The sequence below is a fragment of the Enterobacter sp. Tr-810 genome, from assembly GCF_011752765.1.
Lineage (GTDB): Bacteria > Pseudomonadota > Gammaproteobacteria > Enterobacterales > Enterobacteriaceae > Enterobacter > Enterobacter soli.
On the sequence record NZ_VWWW01000009.1, the window covers coordinates 1 to 20,348 of the forward strand.

Sequence of the window (20,348 nt, forward strand, 5' to 3'; positions counted from 1 at the left end):
ATTCAACGTGGGAAGTGTTGATGGTGATACCACGAGCTTTTTCTTCTGGTGCGTTATCGATCTGGTCGAATGCACGAGCAGAACCACCGTAGGTTTTTGCCAGAACGGTAGTGATTGCAGCGGTCAGGGTAGTTTTACCATGGTCAACGTGGCCGATAGTACCAACGTTAACGTGCGGTTTTGTACGTTCAAATTTTTCTTTAGACACGGCTATATTCCTTACTATAGTGCTCTCCCCTTCGGAGAGAGCACGGGACTTAGGTTTTAATCCTGTGGATTACTTACCACGGGCTTCAATAACGGCCTGAGCAACGTTGTTAGGAGCGTCATCATACTTCAGGAATTCCATGGTGTATGATGCACGACCTTTGGTCAGAGAACGCAGCTGAGTTGCATATCCGAACATTTCAGACAGCGGAACTTCAGCGTGGATCTTAACGCCAGTTACTTCAGATTCCTGACCACGCAGCATACCGCGACGACGGCTCAAGTCACCGATAACGTCACCGGTGTTCTCTTCAGGAGTTTCTACTTCAACCTTCATGATTGGCTCAAGCAGAACTGGTTTTGCTTTCTTAAAGCCTTCTTTAAAGGCGATAGAAGCAGCCAGTTTAAACGCCAGCTCAGAGGAGTCAACGTCATGGTAAGAACCGAAGTGCAGACGAACACCCATGTCAACAACAGGGTAGCCAGCCAGAGGACCAGACTTCAGCTGCTCCTGGATGCCTTTATCAACGGCAGGGATGTATTCGCCAGGAATTACACCACCTTTGATGTCGTTGATGAACTCGTAACCTTTAGGGTTAGAGCCCGGCTCCAGTGGGTACATGTCGATCACAACGTGACCGTACTGACCACGACCACCGGACTGCTTAGCGTGTTTACCTTCAACATCAGTAACTTTAGAGCGAATCGCTTCACGGTAAGCTACCTGAGGTTTACCAACGTTAGCTTCAACGTTGAATTCACGCTTCATACGGTCAACGATGATGTCGAGGTGAAGTTCACCCATACCAGCGATGATGGTCTGGTTAGATTCTTCATCAGTCCATACGCGGAATGATGGGTCTTCTTTCGCCAGACGGCCCAGAGCCAGACCCATTTTTTCCTGGTCAGCTTTGGTTTTTGGCTCAACAGCGATGGAGATTACCGGCTCAGGGAATTCCATACGCTCCAGAATGATCGGGTGGTCCTGGTCACACAGGGTGTCACCAGTGGTCACGTCTTTCAGACCGATAGCTGCTGCGATGTCGCCCGCACGAACTTCTTTGATCTCTTCACGTTTGTTCGCGTGCATCTGTACGATACGACCGAAACGCTCACGTGCCGCTTTCACGGAGTTCAGGATGGTGTCACCGGAGTTAACCACACCAGAGTACACGCGGAAGAAGGTCAGGTTACCCACGAATGGGTCGGTAGCGATTTTGAACGCCAGTGCAGCAAACGGCTCATCATCACTTGCGTGACGTTCAGCCGGAGTGTCTTTACCGTCGTCCAGGATACCGTTGATCGCAGGAACGTCAACTGGGGATGGCAGGTAGTCAACTACCGCATCCAGCATCGCCTGAACACCTTTGTTCTTGAACGCAGAACCACAGGTTACCAGGATGATTTCGTTGTTCAGAACACGCTGACGCAGAGCTTTTTTGATCTCTTCTTCAGTCAGTTCTTCACCACCCAGGTATTTTTCCATCAGCTCTTCAGAAGCTTCAGCTGCGGATTCGATCAGGTTCTGGTGCCATTCGTCAGCCAGGTCCTGCATTGCAGCTGGGATATCTTCGTATTCGAAGGTAACGCCCTGGTCTGCATCGTTCCAGTTGATGGCTTTCATTTTCACCAGGTCGATAACGCCGGTGAAGCCTTCTTCAGCACCAATTGCCAGCTGCAGCGGAACAGGGTTCGCGCCCAGACGGGTTTTGATCTGACCAACAACTTTCAGGAAGTTAGCACCCATACGGTCCATTTTGTTAACGAACGCGATGCGTGGAACTTTATATTTGTTTGCCTGACGCCATACGGTTTCAGACTGTGGCTGAACACCACCAACTGCGCAATAAACCATTACCGCGCCGTCAAGAACACGCATGGAACGTTCTACTTCGATGGTGAAGTCAACGTGGCCCGGGGTGTCGATGATGTTTACGCGATGCGGTTCGTACTGCTTAGCCATACCTGACCAGAATGCAGTAGTCGCTGCGGAGGTGATAGTAATACCACGCTCCTGCTCCTGTTCCATCCAGTCCATGGTGGCTGCGCCGTCATGAACTTCACCGATTTTATGGTTTACACCGGTGTAGAACAGAATACGTTCGGTAGTAGTGGTTTTACCGGCGTCGATGTGCGCACTGATACCGATGTTACGATAGCGTGCGATGGGTGTTGTACGAGCCATTTGATTCCTCGTTTGATTCTTTGGCGTTCAGTTAAGTAACCCAGAGCGGGCAGCTTCGCTGAAGCGCCCGTCTGGTGACTATGACTCCGAAGGGATTACCAACGGTAGTGTGCGAACGCCTTGTTGGCTTCTGCCATACGGTGAACGTCTTCACGTTTCTTAACTGCGGTACCTTTGTTGTCCGCAGCGTCAGAAAGTTCGTTCGCCAGACGCAGAGCCATGGATTTATCACCGCGTTTACGAGCAGCTTCAACGATCCAACGCATTGCCAGGGCATTACGACGAACCGGACGAACTTCAACTGGAACCTGATAAGTAGAACCACCAACGCGGCGGGACTTAACTTCTACAGTTGGGCGAACGTTGTCGAGAGCGACTTCGAAAGCTTCCAGTTCATTTTTACCAGAACGCTGAGCCAGGGTCTCAAGCGCGCTGTATACGATTGCTTCTGCAGTAGATTTTTTACCATCTACCATCAGGATATTTACAAATTTTGCCAGCAGTTCTGATCCGAATTTCGGATCTGGAAGGATTTTACGCTGACCAATGACGCGACGACGTGGCATGGGAATACTCCGTTGTTAATTCAGGATTGTCCAAAACTCAAAGAGTTTAGTGTGACATTAAGATAAATCAGTTTGGCCTTACTTAACGGAGAACCATTAAGCCTTAGGACGCTTCACGCCGTACTTGGAGCGAGCCTGCTTACGGTCTTTAACACCTGAGCAGTCGAGCGCACCACGAACGGTGTGGTAACGAACACCCGGAAGGTCTTTAACACGACCGCCACGGATCAGGATCACGGAGTGCTCCTGCAGGTTGTGACCTTCACCACCGATGTAGGAAGTCACTTCGAAACCGTTAGTCAAACGCACACGGCATACTTTACGCAGTGCGGAGTTTGGTTTTTTAGGAGTGGTGGTATATACACGAGTACATACGCCACGTTTCTGCGGGCAGGCTTCCAGTGCAGGCACGTTGCTTTTCGCAACTTTGCGTGCACGTGGTTTGCGTACCAGCTGGTTAACTGTTGCCATTAAATAGCTCCTGGTTTTAGCTTTTGCTTCGTAAACACGTAATAAAACGACCTCATACAATATGAGGACGCGAAATTTTAGGGCTACGTCGAAAAGGTGTCAAGAAATATACAGCGATCTCAAATCACCAGTTCATTTGACTGGAGTGCGTCACAGCAAGATTGACGAAATCAGTATAGCCAACGACGTCAATTTTGGCTGAAATTTGACCAGAAAGACCCCGCGCGTCAATGTCTTCTTTCAGCGCAGATACAGAGATGGGGGCATTGGTAAGAATTTCAACGAAGCGGCTGCCTTCAATTGCCGCCAGCACGCCATCCTGAATGAGCAACAGGTCATCACCTTCGCGCAGCATTCTTACTAATGCTTCAATGTCGCATTGCCACGGTGAATGACTCAGGGTATGGAGCATGACAGCCTCAGAAAGTCAGAATGGTATTGTAGTGAGAGAGTTGTTCGCGCAGCGCGTCAGCCGCAAGAACCGTTACGTCGAGGACAAACGCGCTCTTTTCATTTAACCCGCGCGATGTCAGAGAATCAGCGCAAACATAGAACGTTTCAATATCGTAAAGCGGCAGAACTTTAAACGTCGCGATGTAATCGCGGGCCAGTACCGCCTGGGGGTGTTGTCCGGCAAGAAGCTGGAACACGCCATCACCCAAAAAGAAAACACCAATGTCTTCCGTTAAGGCTGATGTCGCCAGCAGTGCATCAAGCCCTTCACGACCCGATGCGCTACCATGCGGCGCAGAGGAAAATACAAAAGCCACGCGATTCATCAGAACTGTACCATGCGATCACAGGTCAGTGCGGCCTGAGCCAGGGCGCCTAAACCACTCAAAGAAAAACCGGCCTGAAGATTTGCTGCCGGGAATCCCAGCCGCGCGGCTTCAGTTGCATCGGTCACACCACGACGCAGCGCAGCGGCCACGCAGATATGTAATTCAACACCCTGCTTTTCGTTTAGCGCTTGCCAGGCACGCACCAGGTCAAATTCATCAGACGCCGGTGAAGTAAACTGATTAGCGTTATAGACGCCTTCGCGATAAAAGAAAACGCTCACCAGTTCATGCCTGGCTTCCAGTAACGCATGTGCAAATTGCAGCGCGCTGCTGGCTTGCTGTGTGCCATAAGCCGGGCCAGTCACCATCAGGGCAAAGCGCATTACTTATCTTGCCCCAGGAAATCGCCGCTTTTGAATTGACGGATATAGAGATAAACCGTGTGCTTGGAGATGTTCAGACGGTCGGCCACCTGGTTAATGGCATCTTTAATATCAAAAATCCCTTTCTCGTAGAGGTTCAGCACGATCTGACGATTCTTGGCGTTGTTAGAAACATTGCGATCGGCATTAACTTCTTCGATGGTGAACTCGAGCGTTTGCGTGACAAGGTCTTCAACGGAAGAAGCAAAGTTAACGGATGAGCCTACTTCCGGGGTTTCTGGCGGAATAAAGGTGCTCATGATTTGCGAGAATGGCACATCAAGGTTCATGTTGATGCACAGCAGTCCAATCACCCGATGCTCGCGATTTCGAATGGCGATGGTTTCTGATTTCATCAGCACGCCACTTTTGGCACGGGTGAAATAACATTTGGAGACGCTGCTGTCCGCGCCGGTCATGTCGTGCAGCATACGCAATGCAAGGTCGGTGATAGGTGAGCCAATTTTACGGCCAGTATGTTCACCATTAGCAATGCGGATGGCGGAACACTTCAGATCTTGCAAGGAGTGCAATACGATTTCGCAGTGGGACCCAATGAGCATCGCTAACCCGTCCACCACCGCTTCGTAGGATTTCAGAATATCGAAATCGGTCTGATCGAAAGGACGTTGATCCAGCAAATCGAGCTCACTGGTTTCGTTGGTTAAAAGCGACCTGGACATGAAAAAAACACTCCTTTTCAGGAGCCTGTCGTTATGTTTTCAGGGCAGGCTCATTATCTACACGGACAACTAAATTAATACAGCGTGTATAACGCTTTCCAGTGTTAATTATATCTGCCCCACAATAAAAAAAACCGCCGCCTTAAAGGCGGCGGTTTTCATAACATTACTTCTTGGCGTCTGCCGCGGCTTTCTCGTCTGCCGGTGCGTCAGTTTTCGCATCGGCTTTCGGTGCTGGTTTGATGTCCAGCAGCTCTACTTCGAAGACCAGCGTAGAGTTCGCAGGGATGCCTGGAACGCCAGTTTTGCCGTATGCCAGATCTGGTGGGATGACCAGCTGGATTTTACCGCCTTTCTTGATGTTTTTCAGGCCTTCAGTCCAGCCAGGGATCACACCATCCAGACGGAAGGAGAGAGGTTCGCCACGGGTGTAAGAGTTATCGAACTCTTTACCGTCGATCAGCGTACCTTTGTAGTTAACCACTACAGTGTCGCTGTCTTTTGGCGCATCACCAGTACCTTCTTTCTCTACTTTATAGACCAGGCCAGTAGAAGAGGTTTTGGCGCCTTTCTCTTTAGCAAAAGTATCGCGGTAGGCTTTGCCTTTTGCTTCGTTGTCTTTTGCGTCAGCATCCATCTTGGTCTGAGCTGCGCCTTTCACGCGAGCTTCAAACGCCTGAAGAGTCTGTTCGATTTCCTGGTCAGACAGTTTGCTCTTGTCTGCAAAAGCATCCTGAACACCGGCGATCAGCTGAGCTTTATCCAGTTTGATGCCCAGTTTCTCTTGCTCTTTCAGAGAGTTTTCCATGTAACGACCCAGAGATGCGCCAAGTGCGTAGGCGGATTTCTGGTCGTCATTTTTGAACGCCGCTTTGCTGTCTGTCGTCGCAGCAGGTTTCGCAGCAGTATCAGCAGCGAAAGACAGCGGCGCATTCAGTGCAACCGCCATCGTGGTTGCCAGCAGCGTTACTTTAAACAGTGATTTCATCCATATCTCCAGGGCCTGGGGACTCTCACCCCAGAGTTAAACGTAAATGAGTAGCGTACTATAAAACGTTGTGGAAGAAATCTACAGACAGACTCTCCCGATTCTCGCCACTTTTCAGACTATTTTTGTTTAAATAAGTTTCTTGCCAATGGGATGGATACTGCACTTAGGGATAAACTCGGTTAAAATTCGCCGCCCTCGCCCGGTATGGCGAAAGAGAAATGAACGAGGTGAATCATGAAAGACACAATGATAGAAGAGAGACTGGCTGAGCTGGAAAGCCGCCTGGCCTTTCAGGACATCACCATCGAAGAGCTTAACCAAACGGTGACAGCCCACGAGCTAGAAATGGCAAAACTGCGGGATCTGCTGCGCCTGCTCACTGAAAAAGTGAAAGCCACACAGTCATCGCACATCGCCTCTCAATCTGAAGAGACGCCACCACCTCATTATTGAGGAGTAAAAAAAGCGGGATAATCCCGCTTTTTTGTGCCCGGTGGCGCGAAGCTTACCGGGCCTACATGTCAAACGACAGGTATTAGTGGCAGCCGCAACCGCCGTTACCGCAACCACCTTTACCGTGGTCGTGACCATGGTCGTGATCGTGGCCGTGACCACCGCAGCAACCGTCGTGGCCGTGATCGTGGTCATGGTCGTGACCATGTGCACCGTGAACATGGCCGTGAGCCAGTTCTTCTTCGGTTGCTTCACGAACAGCAACAACTTCTACGTTGAATTTCAGGTTCTGGCCAGCCAGCATGTGGTTGCCATCAACCACAACGTGGTCGTCTTCAACTTCAGTGATTTCTACAGGAACCGGGCCCTGGTCGGTTTCAGCCAGGAAACGCATACCAACCTGAAGTTCGTCAACGCCCATGAACACGTCTTTAGGAACGCGCTGAACCAGGTTGTCGTCGTACTGACCGTAAGCGTCGTTTGCGCCTACAGCAACGTCAAATTTGTCGCCAACTTCATGACCTTCCAGCGCGTTTTCCAGGCCGGAAATCAGGGAACCGTGACCATGCAGGTAGTCCAGCGGCGCACTCACCGGAGACTCATCAACCAACACACCGTCTTCTGTACGTACCTGATAGGCCAGGCTGACCACCAGGTCTTTTGCTACTTTCATGATATCTCCTGAGCGTGGGAAAATTGCTGGCGCAGATTGTAGCCGAAATCTGCACCCGTGTACCCTTTAGCTTAAAAAAACTCAGGGCATATCGCTAGTCCGGATGAAAAATGCCGATGACTTGCTCTTCTTTGCGAACATGCTCGCGCGCTTCTTTGTCAGCCTCACGCATCTGATGACCGCACTTAACACACTCAACAACATCAATATTATTCTCGCGCCACATTGCCAGCGTATCTTGCGCCTGGCAGGTCGGACACTTTGCACCCGCGATAAAGCGTTTACGTACCGCCATGTTATTTACCTTTTATTCAAATTCATCCCAGCCATCCAGCTGGCGTCGTTCTTGCTGCATCTCTCTCTGGAAGATCTCTTCCAGCTCGCGTCGCGCTTCCCGCACACGGGAAATCTGCACCGTATCGGTATGAACAGGCATAAGCTCGCGCAACATGCGCATGTCCAGCCTGCGGAAATGCATCTGGGCGCGCTGGGCCTGATGAGGATGCATACCCAATGAAACAAGCGCTTTACGCCCAAGCTCTAGCGCGGATGAGAATGTCTCACGCGAGAAATGTTTTACCCCCGCCTGCAACAGTTCATGCGCCTCAACACGCCCACGGGCACGCGCCAGGATATGTAAATGCGGGAAGTGCTGCTGGCACAGCTCCACCAGCTTCATGGTATCTTCCGGCTCGTTACAGGTAATGACGATGGATTCAGCAGCTTCTGCCCCGGCAGAGCGTAACAGCTCAAGCTGAGTGGCATCACCGTAGTAAACCTTATAGCCATATTTCCGCATCAGGTTCACCGCGCTGATATCACGCTCCAGCACCGTGATACGCATTTTGTTCGCCATCAGCAAACGCCCGATAACCTGACCAAAACGGCCAAATCCCACGACGATCACCTGCGGTTTATCATCTTCCACCCACGGGGTTTCGTCTTCATCTTCTGTCAGGTTAAAGCGACGGGACAGGAACTTATCCACCAGCTTCATCAGCAGCGGCGTGGTCATCATCGACAACGTCACCGTCACCAGCAGCAACGCCATCTGGTCATCTTTGAACAATTTCTGCGACGATGCCATGGAGAAGAGCACAAATGCGAACTCTCCCCCCTGACTTAACACACTGGCAAACTGCATTCGCTCAGAGCTGCGCAGCCCATAAATCCGCGCCAGCGCGTAAAGCACCAGCGTTTTGACCGACACCAGCACGGCAACGCAGACCACCACCCACAGCAGATGGGTATAAAGCACGCCCAGATTGAGCGCCATGCCCACCGAAATAAAGAACAGCCCTAACAGCAGCCCTTTAAACGGATCGATGGCAATTTCCAGCTCGTGACGGTATTCGCTTTCGGCAAGCAGCACCCCGGCGATAAACGTCCCGAGCGCCATAGAAAGCCCCAGCGCATCCATAAATAACGCTGACCCGAGCACCAGCAGCAGCGTTGCCGCCGTAAACACTTCGCGCACACCAGATGCGGCAATAAAGCGGAACACCGGGCGCAGTAAGAAGCGCCCACCAATCAGCATCCCCGCGAAGGCCAGCACCTTCATCGAGACTTTCGCCCAGTCAAAGTGATCGTCGCCAGAGCCTGCCAGCAGCGGCACCAGCGCCAGGGCTGGGATCACCGCCAGATCCTGAAACAGCAGCACCGAAAAGCCCAGCTGACCCGCTTCGCTGCGGTTCATGCCCTTGTCGCGCATCAGCTGTAACGCCATTGCCGTGGAAGACATGGCCAGGCCAATACCGCCAATCACTGCCGCTTGCCAGGAGAAATGCGTCAGCATTAACAACCCGCCCAGAATGGCAGCACTGAACACGACTTGCGCCGTCCCGACACCAAAAATAGAGCGGCGTAATTGCCACAGCTTAGACGGGTTCAGCTCAAGGCCGATGATAAACATCAGGAACACCACGCCCAGCTCAGAGAAGTGCAGGATTTCATCAACATCGCTGATAAACCCAAGCCCCCACGGGCCGATGGCAATCCCCGCCAGCAAATACCCCAGCACTGCGCCAATACCAATCCGCGATGCCAGTGGCACGGCAACCACGGCGGCAAATAAGAAGAGCACGCCAGCCAGCAGTAAATTCGATCCTTCCATCAGCGACCTCCAGCCGGGATCGGCGAGGCCAGCCATTCACCGTAGGCTTTGGCATGACTCGCCAGCTCCTGCGGCTCCTGGCGGCGCGCCCAGTAAACAATGATTGGGCTCATCCAGTGCATACGGCACATGGCAGCCGTAAGTTCGAACGGTCGCAAAATATCGCTCATGGGATAACGATTCAGACCATCATAGCGGTAAGCGCTCTCTGGCTCGCCCGTGGTGATGACGCTACGCCAGTACTTTCCCGCCAGTTGGTTGCCTCCTACCCCGCTGGAGAAGCCCCGGCTCAGAACGCGATCCAGCCACTCTTTGAGCAGCGCCGGACAACTGTAGGTATAAAGCGGATGCTGGAACACAATCACGTCATGCTGACGCAGCAGTTCCTGCTCGTATGGAATATCGATAAAGAAATCAGGGTAGTGCGCGTAGAGATCGTGCACCGTCACGTTACTGAGCTGTGAAGCCGGCTTAAGCAGAACCCGGTTCGCCACCGAGTCCTGAGATTCCGGATGGGCATACAGCAGCAGCACTTTTGCTGTCTGAGACATCACTCCCCTCCCGGTTCTGTTTTTGTGTATTGTTGTCGTTTTGGGCTACCATGGCGGCCCGGTGGGGAATATGGCCCACACCTTACATTATCATAATGACAAATTAACATAGTCGGAACATACGGCGCTTCTATGATTGTTTTCTCCTCGTTACAAATTCGTCGCGGCGTGCGTGTCCTGCTGGACAACGCAACGGCCACCATCAATCCAGGTCAAAAAGTCGGTCTGGTCGGCAAAAACGGCTGTGGCAAATCCACCCTGCTGTCGCTGCTGAAAAACGAGATAAGCGCCGATGGCGGGAATTTTACCTTCCCGGGTAACTGGCAGCTTGCGTGGGTAAATCAGGAAACCCCCGCGCTGAGCGAACCCGCACTCGACTATGTGATTGACGGCGATCGTGAATACCGCAAGCTGGAGCGCGAGCTTCACGATGCCAATGAACGCAACGACGGCCACGCCATTGCCACCGTTCACGGCAAGCTGGATGCCATCGACGCCTGGACGATTCGTTCACGCGCCTCCAGCCTGCTGCACGGTCTGGGTTTCAGCAACGAACAACTTGAACGCCCGGTGAGCGACTTCTCCGGCGGCTGGCGTATGCGCCTTAACCTGGCGCAGGCGCTGATCTGCCGTTCTGACCTCCTGCTGCTCGACGAACCGACGAACCACCTCGATCTCGATGCGGTTATCTGGCTGGAAAAATGGCTGAAAAGCTATCAGGGTACGCTGATTTTGATCTCCCACGACCGCGATTTCCTCGACCCGGTGGTAGATAAAATCATTCATATCGAACAGCAAACCATGTTCGAGTACACCGGCAACTACAGCTCCTTCGAGCGCCAGCGTGCCACCCGTCTTGCCCAGCAGCAATCGATGTACGAAAGCCAGCAACAGCGCGTGGCGCATCTGCAAAGCTTCGTCGATCGCTTTAAAGCCAAAGCTTCGAAGGCCAAGCAGGCGCAAAGCCGCATCAAAATGCTGGAGCGCATGGAGATGATTGCCCCGGCGCATGTGGATAACCCGTTCCACTTTAGCTTCCGCGAACCCGAAAGCCTGCCGAATCCATTGCTGAAAATGGAGAAAGTCAGCGCGGGCTACGGTGAGCGCATTATTCTGGACTCCATTAAGCTCAACCTGGTGCCGGGTTCACGTATCGGCCTGTTAGGGCGTAACGGTGCGGGTAAATCGACCCTGATTAAGCTGCTGGCGGGTGAACTGAACCCGGTAAGCGGCGATATTGGTCTGGCTAAGGGCATCAAGCTTGGTTACTTCGCTCAGCATCAGCTGGAATTTTTACGCGCCGATGAGTCGCCAATTCAGCACCTGGCACGTCTGGCCCCGCAGGAAATGGAGCAGAAGCTGCGCGACTACCTTGGCGGCTTTGGCTTCCAGGGCGATAAGGTCACGGAAAACACCGAACGTTTCTCCGGCGGCGAGAAAGCCCGTCTGGTGCTGGCGTTGATCGTCTGGCAGCGCCCTAACCTGCTGCTGCTCGATGAACCGACCAACCACCTGGATCTCGACATGCGTCAGGCATTGACCGAAGCGCTGATTGAGTTCGAAGGCGCGCTGGTTGTGGTTTCGCACGACCGTCACCTGATCCGCTCCACCACTGACGATCTCTACCTGGTGCACGGCGGTAAAGTCGAACCGTTCGACGGCGACCTGGAAGACTATCAGCAGTGGCTGACGGACGTGCAAAAGCAGGAAAACCAGCCGGAAGAGTCAGCGAAGGACAACGCCAACAGCGCGCAGTCGCGTAAAGATCAGAAGCGCCGCGAAGCAGAGCTGCGCACCCAGACGCAGCCGCTGCGTAAAGAGATCACCCGTCTGGAAAAAGAGATGGAGAAACTCAACGCCACGCTTGCCACCGTTGAAGAGAAGCTGGGCGACAGCGGGCTGTACGATCAGAGCCGCAAAGCCGAGCTGACCGACTGCCTGCAAACTCAGGCGAGGACCAAATCCAGCCTCGAAGAGTGTGAAATGGCCTGGCTGGACGCACAAGAGCAGCTGGAAGCGATGCTACAGGCTGACTAACCGCCAGGAGAGTTATGAGTTTCGATACCACGAGCGATATTACATTCCGTAAACTCAGCATCTTCATGACGTTCATGGAGAAGGGCAATATCGCGCGTACCGCCGAAACTCTGGGCCTCAGCGGCGTCAGCGTGCACCGCGCGTTGCATACGCTGGAAGAAAACGTGCGCTGCCCGCTGTTTACCCACAAGGGGCGTAACCTGATTGCACTGCCATCCGCCTGGACGTTGCTCGAGTATTGCCAGGAAGTGATGCAGGTGATGGCGCGCGGAGTGGAAGAGTCGCGCAAAATTGCCGGGATCGGCCAGGGCAGGCTGCGGGTGGGCACACTCTACTCGCTTACGCTGGAAACGGTGCCGCGCCTGATCATGGGCATGAAGCTACGTCGTCCGGATCTGGAGATGGATCTGACGATGGGCTCTAACGAAACCCTGCTGCATTTACTGGACGAAGGCACGCTGGACGCCGTGTTAATTTCGATTTCCGAAAGCGATATCGACCGTAACAGTCTTGAAGTCCTTCCCCTGTTCCGTGACGATATTTTCCTCGCCGCTCCGGCGTCAGCCTCGCTGAACACCAGTGGGCTGGCGGATCTCCGTGATTATAAAGATCAGAAGTTTGTCGCGCTGGCGGAAGGGTTTGCGACCTATGCTGGCTTTCAGGAAGCCTTTCATATTGCCGGTTTTGAGCCGGAGATTGTGACGCGCGTGAATGACATTTTCTCAATGCTGAGTCTGGTTCAGGCGGGTGTTGGCTTTACGCTGATGCCGGGCAGGATGAAGAAAGTGTATGAGAATTCGGTGCAGTTGCTGAAACTGGCGCAGCCGTACCAGATGCAGCAGCTTATCGCCATTGTGTTTGCCCGCAACCGCGAACAAGACCCAAGCCTGCGCGCATTGGCCGCCGAGGGGCGGATGTACGCGCGTAGTTTGCAGGATAGCGCCTGATGTTATTGCCCGGTAAGGCGCGGCCGCCACCGGGCATTACATTCAACGCTGAAGCCTACCCGCCAGATGTACCGCCACGTCCATGCCGCTGCGTTCCAGTGAAATAGACTCCCCTTCCCAGGCAGCCTGACGCGTCAGACAGGTCAGTACGCCGCCGGGCGGCATCTCGATCGCCAGCCAGGCTTCACGCTCGTTCGCGGAAATCACCGCCTCCTGCCAGCGCACGGTTCGTGCCATGTTCATCGCCAAATCATCCGCAATCTTCTCCGGCTGCCAGAGCACACGTCCGGTGCTGCCGCTCAGGTACGCGCAGCGTGGGCGTGAAAGCGTGACAGATTGAAACGCCGCCACCAGCTTTTGCGCCGGTTTTGCCAGCAGTTCACAGTGCGACGGCACGCTCACCGCCAGCCGATGTGCTTTCGTTGCCCCATGCGCCAGGGCACGCGCTGCGACCTGCGCCATCCCTTCATCCGTTCCGGCAATCACAATCTGCGTTTCGGCGTTCAGGTTCGCAATATAGGTTCCGGTGCCTTCAATCAGCGTTTCAACCTGCGGCAGGGTTAATCCCAGAATGGCCGTCAGGCCATAACCGTGCGGGTAAGCCTGCTCCATCACATCACCGCGCAGTGCCACCAGCTTCAGTGCGTCAGTAAATTCCAGCGCGCCAGCGATAACCGCTGCCGGGTAAGCGCCAATGGACAACCCGCTGACGATGTCCGGGGAAACCCCACGACGTTCCAGCTCGCGCGCCCAGGCGACACCGGCAATCAGCAGCGAAAGCTGCACCGCGCGGGTGTGAGTTAAAGAGGCTGCACTGTCCAGCGTATCGATTTCGGCCCCCAGTACCTCGCGGGCCTGAGCCAGCGTCGTTCCCGGCAGGTTTTGCAGCATCCCTTCATGCTGCGTGCCCTGTCCCGGAAAGGTAAACAGTATTTTCATCACTCCTCCCTGTGCCACGGATCCACCGCCAGGCGCGGTCCACGGCAGGTTTTCAGCAGTGTTTTTCCGTCACGTAGCCACTCTGCCAGCGCAAAGCCCCCTTCCGGCGTATCAACCTGCGTATCCGCCCGGCACAATGCGTGGCTAAGCTGCGACTGCCATGCGGTAAAAGCATCAGGGGAAATCGGCTCAGGGGCGCGGATCAGCAGATCAAGATCGCTGTCAGCATGTATCACCGGAATGCCGGTCGCCAGCGCATAGCCGGTGCTTCCGGTAATGCCCCACGTCCACGGCCACGCCTGCTGAGAAAGCTGTAACGCCACCTGAACCGGTGGCTGAGTCACAAACGGCGAGCGCAGCAGATCGGCCGTCGCACTCAATGCCTCAGGCGTAACGACGCGAAGAACGTTTTCGGCCTTCACCCACCCGGCCGCACGCTGGTCGCGACGCAGGCCGCGCACGCCAACAGGAATACGGCCGTCGTTATCAACATCACGCCGCACCACGACCGGCAGGCCGATATGCCAGGCCGCATCCACCCAGCCATCGGTGATACCTTCCAGCGCGTCACGCGCGGTAAGCCAGATGAGGTCGTGTGGGCGTAATGTTGTGGTCATGATTACATTCCTGAAGTCAGCGAGATAAACAGTGGCAGCGACAGGATACACAGTACAGAGCTTAACAGCAGCACGGCTTCAGCATCCGGCGACTGCACGCCAAAGCGGTTACCGAACACCACGCCGAAGAAACCCGCAGACAGTGCAATCATCAGGATCGCAGTGATTGCCACGGAGCCGTGCAGACCGAAGATCAAGACAATACCCCAGGCAATGGCAGGCTGGATCAGCAGCTTGGCGATGGTTGAGGTAATGACCATGGTATTGATCTGCAGCTTACGCGCCGAGAGGATCACCCCGGTCAGGAACAGCGCGGCAGCGGTTGCGGACAGTCCGAGTGGTTTGATGGCCGCCAGCACCAGCTCCGGCATTTTGATGCCGATGGCAGATAAAATCACCCCCAGCAGCGGGCCCATCACAATCGGTTTTTTAATCGAGCGCCACATCAGCACCGGCAGCATAGAGAGCGTTGAACCTGAGTTATTCCCTTCGGCACGCGCTTTTTCACGCTCCAGGATCAGCAGGCAGAACGGCGTCATCAGCACTGAACCACAGGCGATGGAAACCGCCACGGAGAGCGATGTCGAAGACCCCTCACCCAGCACGCTGCCCAGAATTGGCAGGCCAAGCGCGGCGTAGTTCGGCAAGGCAACGGTGAGCGTCAGTACCGCGGCATCCTGCGGCGATTTTTTAAAGACGCTGGTCGCCAGGAAGTAAATGGCCGCATAGGTTATCCACATCGCCAGGGTCAAGACCAGGATCAGCGGCGACTGCGCCACAATACCGGTCCACGGCGTTTGTACGGTGGCGCTGAACAGCGCGGCAGGTAACGCAAAATCCATCACGAAGATATTAAGCAGGGAAACATTTTTGTTATCGACCATCTTTGCCTTACCGGCCCAGAATCCCAGCAGCATGATGACGAAAATCGGTGCAAGAGCATGAACAATTACGTAAGTCATAAATCACCTGTATTAAAAAAGTTTTAGCACTGGTGCGATGTTTATTATTTTTCAGGATGCAGGTTCCCACGCGGGCGCAAGGGATGCGCCCGCGGGGTTATGCCTCTCTGGCAGGTCTTAATTTACTTACCAGCTTGCTCGCATACGTTCGCGTACCAGAGCAGAGCTACGACGGTTATCAGCACCCAGACGATTTTTTAACGTGGTGTCCTGACGAGCATCATTGATGGCCTGTTGCAGCGTGGTTTTCACCTGCGCCAGATCGGTATCGGACGGTGCATCCGGGTTGCTGATGTCCAGCAGGTTTGAAAGCAGCCCCAGCGTGGCGTAGTTGCTGATGTCGTAGGCCATTGGCGGGATTGTTGCCGCCAGTTTTTCCAGCGCCTCGACGGTACGCAGCGTGATACGTGCGGCAGACTCTTTACCCATCGCGTGGATGAGCACGCCTTTATCGTTGAACGCGATCAGGCGGTTAGCCTGGTAGCCGTGCGCCAGAAACGCACCGGACATCGCTTTACCGACGATAAGCCCAATCACCGGGTGACCGGCCAGACGCGCATTGGCATAAGCGGCAGCCGCACCGGCCAGCGCCTGATGAATACCAAATGCCTCTTCACGGCGGCCATAGGCCTGGCTCGGGACGTCGATCACCGCCACAATCGGGCGTTTCACGGCGTTGTTCGCATCGGCGGCTACGGTTTCGCTCACCACTTTCGCCAGAGTCCAGCCTTCCAGCAGGCCCACCTCACCTTTCGCTGCACGCGGGAAGTGGTTGTTGGCGTCTGGCACCACGGCCACAAAACGCACCGCTTCGCCGTTAAGTTCACCGTCTGCCGCCTGCACGGACGGGCATAACCCTTCCAGACGTTTAGCGTTCGGAGCGAGGTTTTCCAGCCAGAGTTCGCCACGGCTTATTGAAGTACTCATCATTTCACCTCCCGGGCAAAAAGCGCGTTAATCTGTTCGGTATCAGCCTGTTTGCGGGTGTCGAAATGCGTCAGACGGTTCAGGTAATCGTCATAGTTATCGGTACGATGTTTGGCTGGCACACCTTTGGCAATCGCGTCGTTCATCGCACCTTTCACCGCGTTAACCCCGTCACCGACCAGCGCATCCACCAGCCCGCTTTGGTAGCGCACTTCGCCCCCGGTCATGCTCCAGATAAACGGACGGTCGCGGGAGTCGTACTCTTCAATCCCCGCTTCCTGCTCGATAACCTGCGGGCCGTTCAGACCAAGACGCGCTTCACGGGTCACAATCAGATAACTACAGAGCGCCGCCGCGATGGACATCCCGCCGAAGCAGCCCACGGTTCCGGCGACAATCCCGACGACCGGGGTGTAGCGACGGAGGTCAACAATCGCTGCGTGAATATCCGCGATCGCCGCCAGACCAAGGTTGGCTTCCTGTAAGCGTACGCCGCCGGTTTCGAGGCACAGCACCGCCTGAGTCGGAATGCCGTTGCGGTTATCTTCCGCTGCCAGCTCCAGCGCAGCCGCCATTTTGGCACCGGACACTTCGCCCATGCTGCCACCCTGGAATGCGCCTTCAATGGCAACCACTACCGCAGGCTGGCCGTTGATAGTGCCCTTCGCCACCACCATGCCGTCATCGGCCTGCGGAACAATCCCCTGTGGCCCCAGCCACGGCGAGATAATGCCTTCAAACGGGTCCAGCAGCTCGCGATAGCTGCCGTCGTCCAGCAGTGCCTGCGCACGCTGACGTGCTTTTAATTCGATAAAGCTGCTGTCATCACGCATGACTCACCCCCTCAAAAACCTGTTCGATACGAATGCGCGCCACGCCCGGCGTCGCGCCGAAATCGTGGATGGTCAGTTTCCCGGCAGGCAGGCTGCTGACGGTTTGCAGACGGCTGAACAAGGCTTCCCAGCGACCACGGCTGTTGTCAACGGAAGTGGTGATATCAATGGTTAACGTCTGGCCCGGCTCGGCGGTGAAAAGCACCTCCATATCCCCGGAACCGACAACCCCTGCCAGCGCCCTACCGCGTAACGCGCGGCTGGCTGGCATGGTCAATGTGATTTTTTCCATAACATCCTCTTAATGCTTTGAATTTGGCGTTTCGACGCGGTCGAGAAACAGCGTGGCGGCAAGCAGGTCGGCCGCTCCACCCGGTGAGGCATTCAGTGCCAGCATTTGACGGTCTAGGCTCGCCAGCGCCTGTTGGCCTGATAACGTTGCGCACCCACCGGCGTTCAGCACCGCACGGGCACCGTCCTGCATGGCGTCCAACCCCTCCATCCCGGCGCGCGACAGCACGCAGGTATCGGTGAGCGACGTCATGATAGCCATCAGTGCGTCGAGCCTGGCCTGAGCCTCACTGCTGCCATTGAGACGGCTGAGACGAAGCTGTGGCAGCGCACGCTGCATAATGTGCGGAAATGCCTGCTGGGCCTCTTCGCGTGCACCTGGCACACGGTAGCGGTGGGTCGCACGCAGGCCTTTACTGAACACCTTCGGTGCGGCATCGTCCGGCAGTTTTGCCAGCTGCGCGGCGGTATTAGCGACGGCATTTGCCTTTGCACTGCCGCCCAGCATCGCCACCGCGCTCACCAGCAATCCCAGTGCCCAAATCGCGCCACGATGGGTGTTAACGCCACCGGTTGCGGCCATCATCTGTTGCTCGCCCTCGCGGCCAAGCCGCCCGACGGTTTGCCGCAGCGCAATATCGGCCGGACGCTGCCAGCTTTGCTGCGCCAGCGCCTGAAACGTGGAGGTCAGGCTGTGTGCAGAACGTTCCATCAGCGCAAGCGATAAATCGTGGTGCGCGCCGTTCCCCCGACTGTCCACCAGACCGGGTTTCGGGCTTAAACGTGCTTCGTCAATCAGACACTGCGTGGCGGTTCGCGCCAGCCATTCGGCACCGCCTTCAACCTGAATCTGGGGCAGAAGTTTCATTACCAGCTCCGGAATTTCGCAGGTGGGTTGTAAAGACCGCCAGACCATTCAACCAGGTCAGACACGCTACCTGCCGCCAGCAGAGATCGGGTGGCGTCGGTGCGGCGAATCCCCATATCTTCCGGGTAAACCACTTTGCCGCTCTGGCGAAGTTCCGCCACGCGTTTGGCGTCAACGCCCAGACCGATATCGGTGATACCGGCAACAGCGGCCACCATGGCACGACGCTCTTCGAGGTCTTTCGCGCGATAGAGGTATGCAATCCCCTCTTCCGTCAGTACGTGGGTGACGTCATCGCCGTAGATCATCACCGGTGCAAGCGGCATCCCGGAGGCTTTCGCCACGTCGACGGCATCGAGTTTTTCCACGAAGGTTGGCTTCACGCCCGCCTGGAAGGTTTCGACCATCTGCACGACCAGTTTTTTACCGCGCTGCATTGGATCAGGCTCGGTGATCATGTTCAGCCAGGCTGGAGTGGCGTGGCGACGACCGTGTGGGTCATGCCCCATATTTGGCGCGCCGCCGAAGCCGGAAAGGCGACCGCGAGTCACCGTTGAGGAGTTGGCGTAACCATCTACCTGCAAGGTAGAACCGATAAACATATCCACCGCGTACTGACCTGCCAGCTGGCAGAAGGCACGGTTGGAACGCATGGAGCCGTCGGCACCGGTAAAGAAGACGTCCGGACGGGCGCGAATGTACTCTTCCATCCCCAGTTCGCCGCCGAAGCAGTGCACGCTCTCTACCCAGCCGCTTTCAATCGCCGGAATAAGCGTCGGATGCGGGTTCAGCGTCCAGTGTTTACAGATTTTGCCCTTCAGACCGAGCTGTTCGCCGTAGGTGGGCAGCAGCAGTTCGATAGCGGCGGTGTTAAAGCCGATCCCGTGGTTCAGGGACTGTACCTGGTGTTCCGCGTAGATGCCTTTAATCGCCATCATCGCCATCAGGATGTGTTCCTGCTTAATCAGACGCGGGTCGCGGGTAAACAACGGTTCGATAAAGAATGGCTTGTCCGCCACCACCACGTAATCAATCCAGGAGCCCGGAATATCAACGCGCGGCAGGTCGCACTCGTCATCCACCAGCTCGTTCACCTGCGCGATGACGATACCATCATGGAAGGCTGCGGCTTCTACCAGGGCTGGCGTATCTTCGGTGCTGGCACCGGTGTAGAGATTACCTTTGCGGTCGGCTTTGAAACCGGCAATCAACGCCACGTTGGGCGAGAGGTCGACGTACAGGCGGGAATAAAGCTCGATGTACGTATGGATGGCACCAATTTCGAGTTGCCCGTCTTCGAGCAGCTGCGAGATACGCAGGCTCTGCGTCCCGGAGAAGGAGAAGTCCAGCTTGCGGGCGATACCTTTCTCGAAGATATCCAGATGTTCGCTACGGCCGACGCTTGGCATGATCATATGCAGGTCGTGGACGATTTGCGGGTTCACTTCAGCAAGTGAGCGGGAAAGGAAATCCGCCTGCTTCTGGTTGTTGCCTTCCAGGACGACTTTGTCGCCAGGGGCGATCAGTTTTTCCAGCATGGCGACAAGATCGCCGGTTGGCAGTACCTTGCCCTGCACCGGTACGGATGCCAGACGACGCGCTTTTTCACTGCGTCGGGTGTTCCATTGCCGGGTGGGTGTTTGCCCAGATAACATTATTAACCTCCTGATTCAGCACATCATTTTGATTTGCTTAACGCTGAATAAAGTGTGCACGCTGGTGAGAAACGCATCAATTAAGCGTAGAGACTAATCATTAGCCTGAGAGTAATAATCAGCGTAAAGATTTGTGATCGGGATCAGTTCATGTTTCGGAAAAACAGGCTAAACG

The 20,348-nt window shown here is 55.0% G+C and carries 24 protein-coding genes; 3 read left to right on the forward strand and 21 right to left on the reverse strand.

Annotated elements, in window-relative coordinates; translation table 11 throughout:
• The 9 genes from F3J30_RS20250 to fkpA all read right to left on the reverse strand — a co-directional run.
• Positions 1-208, reverse strand: a 208-nt coding sequence (locus F3J30_RS20250) for a GTP-binding protein (RefSeq protein WP_021242225.1), incomplete at its 3' end; no start/stop codon positions are given.
• Between the two features lie 69 nt (positions 209-277).
• On the reverse strand, positions 278-2,392 hold the full coding sequence (gene fusA, locus F3J30_RS20255) for an elongation factor G (RefSeq protein ID WP_166718355.1): 2,115 nt from the start codon (positions 2,390-2,392) through the stop codon (positions 278-280).
• 95 nt (positions 2,393-2,487) lie between these two features.
• The gene (gene rpsG / locus F3J30_RS20260; RefSeq protein ID WP_004106370.1) at positions 2,488-2,958 is read right to left on the reverse strand and encodes a 30S ribosomal protein S7; all 471 of its coding nucleotides are present in this window, start codon (positions 2,956-2,958) and stop codon (positions 2,488-2,490) included.
• Between the two features lie 96 nt (positions 2,959-3,054).
• Complete coding sequence (rpsL, locus tag F3J30_RS20265) at positions 3,055-3,429, reverse strand: 30S ribosomal protein S12 (protein ID WP_000246815.1); 375 nt, start codon at positions 3,427-3,429, stop codon at positions 3,055-3,057.
• Between the two features lie 124 nt (positions 3,430-3,553).
• Positions 3,554-3,841 carry a sulfurtransferase complex subunit TusB gene (tusB, locus tag F3J30_RS20270; RefSeq protein WP_014072062.1) on the reverse strand — a complete coding sequence of 96 codons (288 nt, stop codon included), beginning with the start codon at positions 3,839-3,841 and terminating at the stop codon, positions 3,554-3,556.
• A 7-nt stretch (positions 3,842-3,848) separates the two neighbouring features.
• Positions 3,849-4,208: a sulfurtransferase complex subunit TusC gene (gene tusC, locus F3J30_RS20275; protein WP_166718356.1), complete on the reverse strand. Its 360-nt coding sequence runs from the start codon at positions 4,206-4,208 to the stop codon at positions 3,849-3,851.
• Complete coding sequence (gene tusD / locus F3J30_RS20280) at positions 4,208-4,594, reverse strand: sulfurtransferase complex subunit TusD (protein ID WP_014072064.1); 387 nt, start codon at positions 4,592-4,594, stop codon at positions 4,208-4,210. Before tusD ends, tusC begins: the two co-directional genes overlap by 1 nt.
• Positions 4,594-5,316: a transcriptional regulator gene (locus F3J30_RS20285; protein WP_014072065.1), complete on the reverse strand. Its 723-nt coding sequence runs from the start codon at positions 5,314-5,316 to the stop codon at positions 4,594-4,596. Before F3J30_RS20285 ends, tusD begins: the two co-directional genes overlap by 1 nt.
• A gap of 166 nt (positions 5,317-5,482) precedes the next feature.
• The gene (gene fkpA, locus F3J30_RS20290; RefSeq protein ID WP_166718357.1) at positions 5,483-6,304 is read right to left on the reverse strand and encodes an FKBP-type peptidyl-prolyl cis-trans isomerase; all 822 of its coding nucleotides are present in this window, start codon (positions 6,302-6,304) and stop codon (positions 5,483-5,485) included.
• 237 nt (positions 6,305-6,541) lie between these two features.
• On the opposite strand from fkpA, the gene F3J30_RS20295 reads away from it, so the two are divergent.
• Positions 6,542-6,760: a protein SlyX gene (locus F3J30_RS20295; RefSeq protein ID WP_014072067.1), complete on the forward strand. Its 219-nt coding sequence runs from the start codon at positions 6,542-6,544 to the stop codon at positions 6,758-6,760.
• 82 nt (positions 6,761-6,842) lie between these two features.
• Here the strand turns inward: F3J30_RS20295 and slyD are convergent, their stop codons facing one another.
• From slyD to kefG, 4 genes are all read right to left on the reverse strand, one after another.
• The gene (gene slyD, locus F3J30_RS20300; protein ID WP_014072068.1) at positions 6,843-7,433 is read right to left on the reverse strand and encodes a peptidylprolyl isomerase; all 591 of its coding nucleotides are present in this window, start codon (positions 7,431-7,433) and stop codon (positions 6,843-6,845) included.
• Between the two features lie 94 nt (positions 7,434-7,527).
• Positions 7,528-7,728 carry a YheV family putative zinc ribbon protein gene (locus F3J30_RS20305; RefSeq protein ID WP_008503011.1) on the reverse strand — a complete coding sequence of 67 codons (201 nt, stop codon included), beginning with the start codon at positions 7,726-7,728 and terminating at the stop codon, positions 7,528-7,530.
• Between the two features lie 12 nt (positions 7,729-7,740).
• Positions 7,741-9,546, reverse strand: coding sequence for a glutathione-regulated potassium-efflux system protein KefB (kefB, locus tag F3J30_RS20310; RefSeq protein ID WP_014072069.1), 1,806 nt, complete (start codon positions 9,544-9,546; stop codon positions 7,741-7,743).
• A complete protein-coding gene (kefG, locus tag F3J30_RS20315; protein ID WP_166718358.1) occupies positions 9,546-10,097 on the reverse strand; it encodes a glutathione-regulated potassium-efflux system ancillary protein KefG in 552 nt (183 codons plus the stop codon). The genes kefB and kefG overlap by 1 nt, the downstream gene beginning before the upstream one ends.
• Before the next feature lie 132 nt (positions 10,098-10,229).
• Here kefG and F3J30_RS20320 point away from each other — a divergent pair, with 132 nt between their 5' ends.
• Together F3J30_RS20320 and F3J30_RS20325 are read left to right on the forward strand one after the other, a co-directional pair.
• Positions 10,230-12,134, forward strand: coding sequence for an ABC transporter ATP-binding protein (locus tag F3J30_RS20320; protein ID WP_166718359.1), 1,905 nt, complete (start codon positions 10,230-10,232; stop codon positions 12,132-12,134).
• Positions 12,135-12,148: 14 nt separating this feature from the next.
• Complete coding sequence (locus tag F3J30_RS20325; RefSeq protein ID WP_166718360.1) at positions 12,149-13,081, forward strand: LysR family transcriptional regulator; 933 nt, start codon at positions 12,149-12,151, stop codon at positions 13,079-13,081.
• A 42-nt stretch (positions 13,082-13,123) separates the two neighbouring features.
• On the opposite strand, the gene mdcH is transcribed toward F3J30_RS20325, so the two are convergent.
• The 8 genes from mdcH to mdcA all read right to left on the reverse strand — a co-directional run bounded on the left by mdcH (position 13,124) and on the right by mdcA (position 20,173).
• Complete coding sequence (gene mdcH / locus F3J30_RS20330) at positions 13,124-14,020, reverse strand: malonate decarboxylase subunit epsilon (RefSeq protein ID WP_166718361.1); 897 nt, start codon at positions 14,018-14,020, stop codon at positions 13,124-13,126.
• Positions 14,020-14,637 (reverse strand): malonate decarboxylase holo-ACP synthase, encoded by a 618-nt coding sequence (locus F3J30_RS20335; protein ID WP_166718362.1) that lies wholly within the window; start codon positions 14,635-14,637, stop codon positions 14,020-14,022. Before F3J30_RS20335 ends, mdcH begins: the two co-directional genes overlap by 1 nt.
• Before the next feature lie 2 nt (positions 14,638-14,639).
• Entirely contained in the window at positions 14,640-15,599 is a 960-nt protein-coding gene (locus tag F3J30_RS20340) for an AEC family transporter (protein ID WP_014072075.1), read from the reverse strand.
• Between the two features lie 126 nt (positions 15,600-15,725).
• Positions 15,726-16,526 (reverse strand): biotin-independent malonate decarboxylase subunit gamma, encoded by an 801-nt coding sequence (gene mdcE / locus F3J30_RS20345; RefSeq protein ID WP_166718480.1) that lies wholly within the window; start codon positions 16,524-16,526, stop codon positions 15,726-15,728.
• Positions 16,526-17,359 carry a biotin-independent malonate decarboxylase subunit beta gene (locus tag F3J30_RS20350; protein WP_166718363.1) on the reverse strand — a complete coding sequence of 278 codons (834 nt, stop codon included), beginning with the start codon at positions 17,357-17,359 and terminating at the stop codon, positions 16,526-16,528. Before F3J30_RS20350 ends, mdcE begins: the two co-directional genes overlap by 1 nt.
• Positions 17,352-17,651 (reverse strand): malonate decarboxylase acyl carrier protein, encoded by a 300-nt coding sequence (gene mdcC, locus F3J30_RS20355; protein WP_166718364.1) that lies wholly within the window; start codon positions 17,649-17,651, stop codon positions 17,352-17,354. The genes F3J30_RS20350 and mdcC overlap by 8 nt, the downstream gene beginning before the upstream one ends.
• Before the next feature lie 9 nt (positions 17,652-17,660).
• Positions 17,661-18,518, reverse strand: coding sequence for a triphosphoribosyl-dephospho-CoA synthase (locus F3J30_RS20360; RefSeq protein ID WP_166718365.1), 858 nt, complete (start codon positions 18,516-18,518; stop codon positions 17,661-17,663).
• Complete coding sequence (gene mdcA, locus F3J30_RS20365) at positions 18,518-20,173, reverse strand: malonate decarboxylase subunit alpha (RefSeq protein ID WP_010436323.1); 1,656 nt, start codon at positions 20,171-20,173, stop codon at positions 18,518-18,520. The genes F3J30_RS20360 and mdcA overlap by 1 nt, the downstream gene beginning before the upstream one ends.
• Positions 20,174-20,348 lie beyond the last annotated feature (175 nt).